The sequence below is a fragment of the Verrucomicrobium sp. BvORR106 genome, from assembly GCF_000739655.1.
Classification (GTDB): Bacteria; Verrucomicrobiota; Verrucomicrobiia; order Verrucomicrobiales; family Verrucomicrobiaceae; genus Verrucomicrobium.
Map to the genome: position 1 here is coordinate 119,968 of NZ_BATR01000031.1, position 7,363 is coordinate 127,330.

Annotated in this window: 3 protein-coding genes and 1 pseudogene; 3 read left to right on the forward strand and 1 reads right to left on the reverse strand. The window is 58.5% G+C overall.

Features of this window, described 5'->3' with window-relative positions; genetic code table 11:
* Nucleotides 1–438 precede the first annotated feature (438 nt).
* Nucleotides 439–1,395: a GDP-L-fucose synthase gene (locus BV106_RS05475; protein WP_038161697.1), complete on the forward strand. Its 957-nt coding sequence runs from the start codon at nucleotides 439–441 to the stop codon at nucleotides 1,393–1,395.
* Nucleotides 1,396–3,009: 1,614 nt separating this feature from the next.
* Here the strand turns inward: BV106_RS05475 and mnmG are convergent.
* Nucleotides 3,010–4,893, reverse strand: a complete 1,884-nt coding sequence (gene mnmG, locus BV106_RS05480) for a tRNA uridine-5-carboxymethylaminomethyl(34) synthesis enzyme MnmG (RefSeq protein ID WP_038161628.1) — start codon at nucleotides 4,891–4,893, stop codon at nucleotides 3,010–3,012.
* Nucleotides 4,894–5,796: 903 nt separating this feature from the next.
* On the opposite strand from mnmG, the gene pdhA reads away from it, so the two are divergent.
* Together pdhA and BV106_RS05490 are read left to right on the forward strand one after the other, a co-directional pair.
* Entirely contained in the window at nucleotides 5,797–6,873 is a 1,077-nt protein-coding gene (gene pdhA / locus BV106_RS05485) for a pyruvate dehydrogenase (acetyl-transferring) E1 component subunit alpha (RefSeq protein WP_038161631.1), read from the forward strand.
* Nucleotides 6,874–6,926: 53 nt separating this feature from the next.
* A pseudogene (locus BV106_RS05490) lies at nucleotides 6,927–7,363 on the forward strand (alpha-ketoacid dehydrogenase subunit beta); the annotation flags it as partial.

Here is a 7,363-nt window from a genome sequence, read left to right on the forward strand (position 1 = left end):
CGGAAGAGCGGATCCCCAGAATCAGGTACCTGCCGTTCAAACTGAAACCGAAGCAGCATGGTCACTCCGTCCCGTCATGGACCGGACCGGCCTTCTGCGAGGTCGGGCAGCAGGTGATAGTTTCCTATACGCTTCGTTTGACGGATGTTTGGTTCTAGCCCTAAACAGATCTGCTAGAACCGGTTCTCCGCCCCGATGGTGGGCTTGTAGATGTGTATGTTGGCTCCTATATCCACATCTGCTTGGAGAAGCCTGGCTGTACTATGGACGGGTTTTTTAGCACGTTGCGGGATTGGTCGTTGAAGAGGCGGAAGCCCGGTCCGATGGCCGTAGCGAGCTTCCGCCCCCGCTCAGCTAGGTTGTCAGCTCTCAGGGCATTTTTGCGGCGTTTCAGGGTCGCGATTGACCGCTTGAACGTCCCCGTTCATGGTTTTGGCCATGACTTCCCTTCTCTCCTCGTCGATTTTTGTAGCTGGCCACCGCGGTATGGTAGGAGGGGCTCTGGTGCGTGCGCTCCAGGCGGGAGGCCATCAACAGGTGCTGACCGCTGCTCGCGAGGAGTTGGATCTGGTCCGGCAGTCGAGCGTGGAAGCCTGGTTCGAAAAGCACAGACCTGAGGTGGTGATCGTCGCCGCCGCCAAGGTGGGAGGGATTCATGCCAATCACACCTACCCTGCCGATTTCCTGTACGACAATCTTATGATTGCCTCGAACTGTGTGCATGCGGCCTACAAGGTGGGCGTGCGCCGTCTGTTGTTTTTAGGGAGTTCCTGCATCTATCCTCGCCTGGCTCCTCAACCGATGCCGGAAGACTCCCTCCTTACCGGACCCCTGGAGGTGACCAACGAAGCCTATGCGGTGGCGAAGATCGCCGGCCTCAAACTCTGCCAGCACTACCGGGCTCAGCACGGCGTGCTCTTCCACTCCGCCATGCCGACGAACCTCTATGGTCCGGGAGACAACTATCACCCGCAGAATTCACATGTGATTCCGGCGCTGCTCCGCCGGTTTCATGAAGCGAAGCGACAACAGCTTCCCCAAGTGGTGGTCTGGGGCACAGGCACTCCCCGCCGGGAGTTTCTGCACGTGGACGATCTCGCCCAAGGAATTGTGCATCTGCTCGAAGCGCCCAATCCGCCTGACTGGGTCAACCTCGGGTACGGCGATGATATCACGATCCGCGAGTTGGCGGAAACGGTGAAGTCCGTCGTGGGGTATGAAGGGGAGCTGGCGTTTGATGCGACAAAGCCGGATGGCACTCCGCGGAAGCTCATGGATGTGTCCCGCATGACGGCACTCGGTTGGAAACCGCGAATCGATATCCGGACCGGATTGGAAGAGGCCTATGCCGATTTTCGGAAGGCGAACGAAGCGCACACGGTCCGCGAAGGGTGAGACAGAGTTGGCGGCTGGCAATTGGGATGAAATGAGGAGGGTGAAGTTCCACCCTCCATCAGCCCGAGCAAAAGGGGCTGGAAAGGGGGTGGTGGGAATTTGCTTTCGAGACCCCTGCTCTGAATGCCTCAGAAATCGATTCTGACGCGTCGACGTCGTCTGATGACTCAAGACATGGGTGGCGAGGCTGGAATTGCTCTGCGACCCGCTTCTGAAGGTCGATTTACACCTATTAATAGACAAACTTTGCGGGGAAAAATCTGCTCTGTGCGCAGAAATGAGTCGGCTACCCACAAGCATCGTTCCTTGGGCGCCCTGCTAAACTTGAGGGCCGGACACGTCGGCGGTTTCAGTTTTTCGGCGGTGACGGAAGAAGTCGGTCATGGAGGGGTTCGAGGATTGTACGGCGACCGTCATTTGGGAACCGTCACGGTGCAGTCTTGCTGAGGCCGGGCTCTCAGCCTTCGATGTGTTGTTGGGTCCCTATTCCTCGGACGCTGCTACGCTGCTGGATTTTTGGTCCTTCTGGGTCATCACTCCTGCCAACTGCAAAAATTCATGGGCCATCGTGACGGCAAGTTCCACAGAGCTCTTCCACCACCCCACCCCTGAACGCGAACCTGAAAGTAGTGGCGGGCTTCAGCCTGCCTACCAGTCGGTGAGGCAATCACTACGGACTTGGACTTCCGGAGTCTCTTAAGACCCTGCTTGAACGAGCCGCTGAGGCTACTGACGTGCCCCCTGGCCCCTCTGGCCCCAATGCTTTTTTCTGCCCTTGGAGCTCCATTCCGAGATGTCGAGGTCTACAAGCTTGGCTGCAGACTGGATTCAATTCCTTCTCAGAGTCGCCTCAACGCCTCGCTTTTCAGGTGACCGGGATTGAGGCTCCGGCGTGAAACTCCAGCAGACCCTCCTTTGAAGCGGAGCACGGCGAGCATGTCCAGGTGAGTCTAGCCCTGTGGTCTCCGTGTTTTGAGCTCCAGCCATCGTTGGAGCGCTGTCCAAATGATGGTTGAATCTGTGCTCTTGGCCCCCAGTTCAGCTTGTGTGCTGGGTACTCGAATCAGGGATTGGCGGGTTGGATCCGTGAGTTCACCTTCAGCAGACCCTGCCAGCGAGGTCGAGTCATCGCGGAATCCCGGCCTTGAGTAAGGAGGATTTGCCGGATCTTGGGTGTCGATCGGGTGACGATCTCCCAGGTCGAACTCGCCACGTCGGCGATCAATGCGCTAATCCTACGAGCATCGACAGCCGAAAAGAACGCGGGTCGGTCAGGTCCAAAAGTGTCTTCGGGGTTGGATGGTGTGGAGTCTGACCGCTCGTCGAAGCGGTCCTTGCTCCTTACAGGCCTGCTTCTCGCCGAGTGATTACCCCCGCGTTTTGACTCTGGAGGACGCTTCGCATCCAGAGCCCGGCAAGGCATTGAGTGAGGACTTGGCCTCTCGGCATCCAACGGCAGCGGCCGACGCATGGGGTTTCTGTCCCTCTCCCAACTCCGACATGCGGCCTTCCGTTCGGGAACAGACCTACCGAATACCCCCCACTTCAGTTCCTCACCCGCCGGGATGTCCGCGTCGACGCGTCCCGGAGCTTCCCCAAAAAGGGGCTGCCGCGCTATTCAGTTGTCGTTTCTTCCCCCACCCCACCCTTCTTCAGCACTACAGAAACCACTGCGAGATCGGCAGGAGTGACGCCTTGGATGCGGGCCGCCTGCCCGAAGGTGGCAGGGCGAATGGACTGGAGTTTGAGCATGGCCTCCTTTTTCAACCCCTTCATGGCAGTGTAGTCCACCCAGTCTGGGATGGATTTGTCTTCCATGCGCGAAGTCTTGTCCACCATGTCCTCCTGTCGGGTGATGTAGCCAGCATACTTGAGGTCATTCTCGGCCACGGTCCAGAGGTCGCTGGACCAGGCGCCGAGGAGGTCGGAGGGCAGGTTGGCGAAATTGTTTTCGGGGCGCTTGATCCACTGAGCCAGCCGGGTGCTCTCATAGGAGGTGCTGGCGACGAACTTCTTGAGCTCGACCAGTTGCTCGATCTTGGATTCCGTATGAGCTTTTCGGAACGCATCGACCATGCCCCGCTCCGCCGCTTTGGGGGTGAGTCGGAGGTCGGCGTTGTCTTGGCGGAGGAGAAGTCGGTACTCTGCCCGGCTCGTGAAGAGACGGTAGGGCTCGGTGGTACCCTTGGTGATGAGGTCATCCACCATCACCGCCATGTAGGCCTCGGAGCGCTTCAGGGTGAAGGGGGCTTCCCCTTTCACCTTGAGAGCGGCATTGGTTCCGGCCCAGAGGCCCTGGCCCGCCGCTTCTTCATAGCCGGAGGTGCCATTGATCTGACCTGCAAAATAGAGTCCGGAAACCCGCTTGGTTTCGAGGGTGGACTGGAGCTGGGTGGGCGGGCAGTAGTCGTACTCCACGGCATAGCCGGGGCGAATGATCTCGGCATTCTCCAGACCTTTGATGCTCCGGATGAACTCGTACTGCACCTCGAAGGGCAGGCTGGTTGAGACCCCATTCACGTAGTACTCCCGGGTGTGCCGTCCCTCTGGCTCGAGGAAGATCTGGTGGCGCTCCTTGTCGGCGAAGCGGACAACCTTGTCCTCGATGGAGGGACAGTAGCGGGGGCCAATGCCCTCAATCACCCCACAGTACATGGGCGACTTGTCGAGATTGCCCCGGATAATGTCGTGTGTGCGGGGGTTTGTGTAGGTGATCCAGCACGGAGATTGTTCCACGTGGAACAATTCCGGGGTCCATTTGTTGAGGGTGAAGAGTTCGGAATCGTCCGGAAGCACCCCGCTGAGGTAGCTAAAACGTGGGGGCGGTGTGTCGCCTGGCTGCACCTCGCACTGGGAGAGGTCAATGCTCCGACCGTTGATCCGGCATGGGGTGCCCGTCTTGAAACGCTGCACTTCGAACCCCAGATGGCGCAGGCTGTCGCTCAGGGTGGAGAGTCCATCCCCCATCCTGCCGCCGGCTTGGTTCTGCAGGCCCACATGGAGGAGTCCCCGCATGAAGGTCCCCGCACTGATGACAACGGCCTTGGTGCGATAGACCAGTCCCAGGCTGGTGCGTACTCCGACGATCTGGTCATTCTCTGCCAGGATCTCAGCAGCATTCCCTTGGTGAAGGTCCAGGTGCGGTTGGTTCTCTACCAGCCACTTCATCCGGAACTGGTAGGCCTTCTTGTCACACTGAGCACGGGGAGCCTGGACGCTGGGTCCCTTGGTGGCGTTCAGCATCCGGAACTGAATCCCCGTGGCGTCTGTATTCTGGCCCATCACCCCACCGAGGGCATCGATTTCCCGGACAAGGTGGCCTTTGGCCAGTCCGCCGATGGCTGGGTTGCAGGACATCTGGGTGATGGTGTCCAGGTTCTGGGTTAGCATGGCGGTCTCGCACCCCAATCGGGCAGAGGCCATCGCGGCTTCCACGCCGGCGTGGCCAGCTCCGCAGACAATGACATCGTAAACTTTCGGGAAGGTGTAGAGGCTCATGGGTAGCCCTTAAGATAGCATGCCCCCCTATTATATAAAGGGAATGGCTTTTGAGCAGGTCTCAGAGTGGCTGAAGAGGGGCAGGATTGTTCCACGTGGAACAATTTCAGACGAGGAAACGAGGTCTTCGGCGCACGCGAGGTGGATACGAGCGGGAGAAGGGTGGCTGCCTCGCGGATGATAATGTCTTGGGTGCGGCAGGAACGGTTGCCGCATCTCCTGAGTGACCTCCCCTACCTGCGTGGCTTGGGGCAACAACCAGGTCCCGCGGGGGTATCCTATGTGATGTTGTCACTTTCGGAGGCATTGGAACGGTTTGTAGAACTCTTTTAGAGCTCCAACATCCCTGCGGTTTACCCGGGGTGGCGACCGCTTCGCAGTCTGACCCTGAGCTGTTTTGTATCAGGCCGTTGGCGTGAAGCTTCCCTAAGGCCCTTCATCAATCCAGGACACAGATGGACTGTGACTCAGCCTGCCTGGGGTTCATGTTCTTAAGGGGAAGTCGGAAGGTTGCAGACGTGCGACTGAACAGGTTGAAACCTGTGACTACTTTTAGGCTCCCAAAGTGCGATGCGTCGTGCCTCGTGAATTGGTCGGCACTTGGTTAGTCGTTGAGTGACCTTCGAGAGAGGTTTCATCTCCTTGCCTTTGGATTGGGAGACCACCTATCTATTCAGACTTCAGGTCTGTAGGGAGATCTGACTACCGACTGACTCCACACTGAGTACCCGCACAGGGTTACCAAATGCACAGCGGCCGGGTGTTGCTCCCCTTTCCTGAGTCCTTCACTCCTCACTTCTAACTCCTCACATCTTCCCCCCTCCTGTGTCTTTTTTGACTCCGAGAAGCGGGGCTTGCCTTGCCTCCCTTTCTCGGTACACTTCGCGCTCCCTCTTACCTACCATGGCAAAGACCGCTACAGCCCCTCTCAAATACGCGGATGCTCCGATCAACACCTCGATGACGGCGGAGCAGAAGATCAAGCTTTACACCGACATCTGCCGCATCCGACGTTTCGAGCAAATTGCCTTGAAGTTTTACAACGCGGGCAAGATGGGTGGTTTCCTCCACCTGTACATCGGTCAGGAATCCGTTGCTGCCGGTTGCGCCTCCCTCATGGGAGAGAACGACCACATGATCACGGCCTATCGCGATCACGGTCACGCCCTCGCCGTTGGCATGGGCATGAACGAGTGCATGGCCGAGCTCTACGGCAAGAAGACCGGTTGCTCCAAAGGCAAGGGTGGCTCGATGCACTACTTCGCTCCGGATAAGAACTACTGGGGTGGTCACGGCATCGTCGGTGGTCAGACTCCTCTCGGCACCGGCCTCGCCTTCGGTCTGAAGTATAAGGGTCTCACCGGCTGTGCCATGGCTTTCCTCGGCGACGGTGCGGTGAACCAGGGCGCCTTCCACGAAGCACTTAACCTCGCCGCCCTCTTTGAGCTGCCCGTCATCTTCATCATCGAGAACAACGGTTACTCGATGGGCACCAGCCAGAAACGCTCCAGTGCCTATCCCTCCTGTCTGGCAGAGCGCGCTGTCGCTTACGACATGGCTTGGGAACAGTTCAACGGCGAAGACATCTACGAAGTTCGCGCCAAGGTGCAGACCGCGATCGAGCGCGCGCACAAGCAGAGCAAGCCCACCCTTCTCGAGGTCGCGACCTATCGCTACACCGGCCACTCCGTGGCAGACGCCAACCACAAGAAATATCGCACCAAGGAAGAGATCGAGCGGTATGAGCGGGAACATGACCCGATCAACATCTGGCGTGGTCACCTTGTCCGTGAAGGTGTGCTGACCGAGGCCCAGGCCAAGGAAATCGACCAAGCCGCTTTCAAAGAAGCGGAAGCTGCCGCCGACTTTGCCGACAGCAGCCCTTATCCGGATCCTTCCGAAATCTTCGACGACGTGTACTGGGAAGTGGACAACCAGACGGAAGCTGGCCAGACCGGTCGCCACTTCTTCAACGACTGATCCTGATCCACGGACGGCAACCCTTCTCTCCCACCCTTTCCCCTCTTTAAGACATGCGTCGTCTTTCTTACCGCCACGCGCTTCGCGAAGCTTTCGACGAAGAACTTGCCCGCGACCCGATGGTCGTTCTTATGGGCGAGGAAGTCGCCCAGTACAATGGTGCCTACAAAGTCACTGAAGGCCTTTGGGCCAAATGGGGCGACAAGCGCATCATCGACACCCCCATCAGTGAAGCCGGTTTCATCGGCATGGGCGTCGGAGCTTCCATGCTCGGCGTTCGTCCCGTCATGGAGCTCATGTTCTGGAGCTTCTATACCGTCGCCTGGGATCAGATCATCAACAACGCCGGCATGGTCCGCTATATGTCCGGCGGCCTGATCAACTGCCCCATCGTCCTTCGTGGTCCTGCCAACGGCGGCACCAACGTGGGAGCCACTCACTCTCATACGCCGGAAAACATCATGGCCTCCTTCCCGGGCATGAAGTGCGT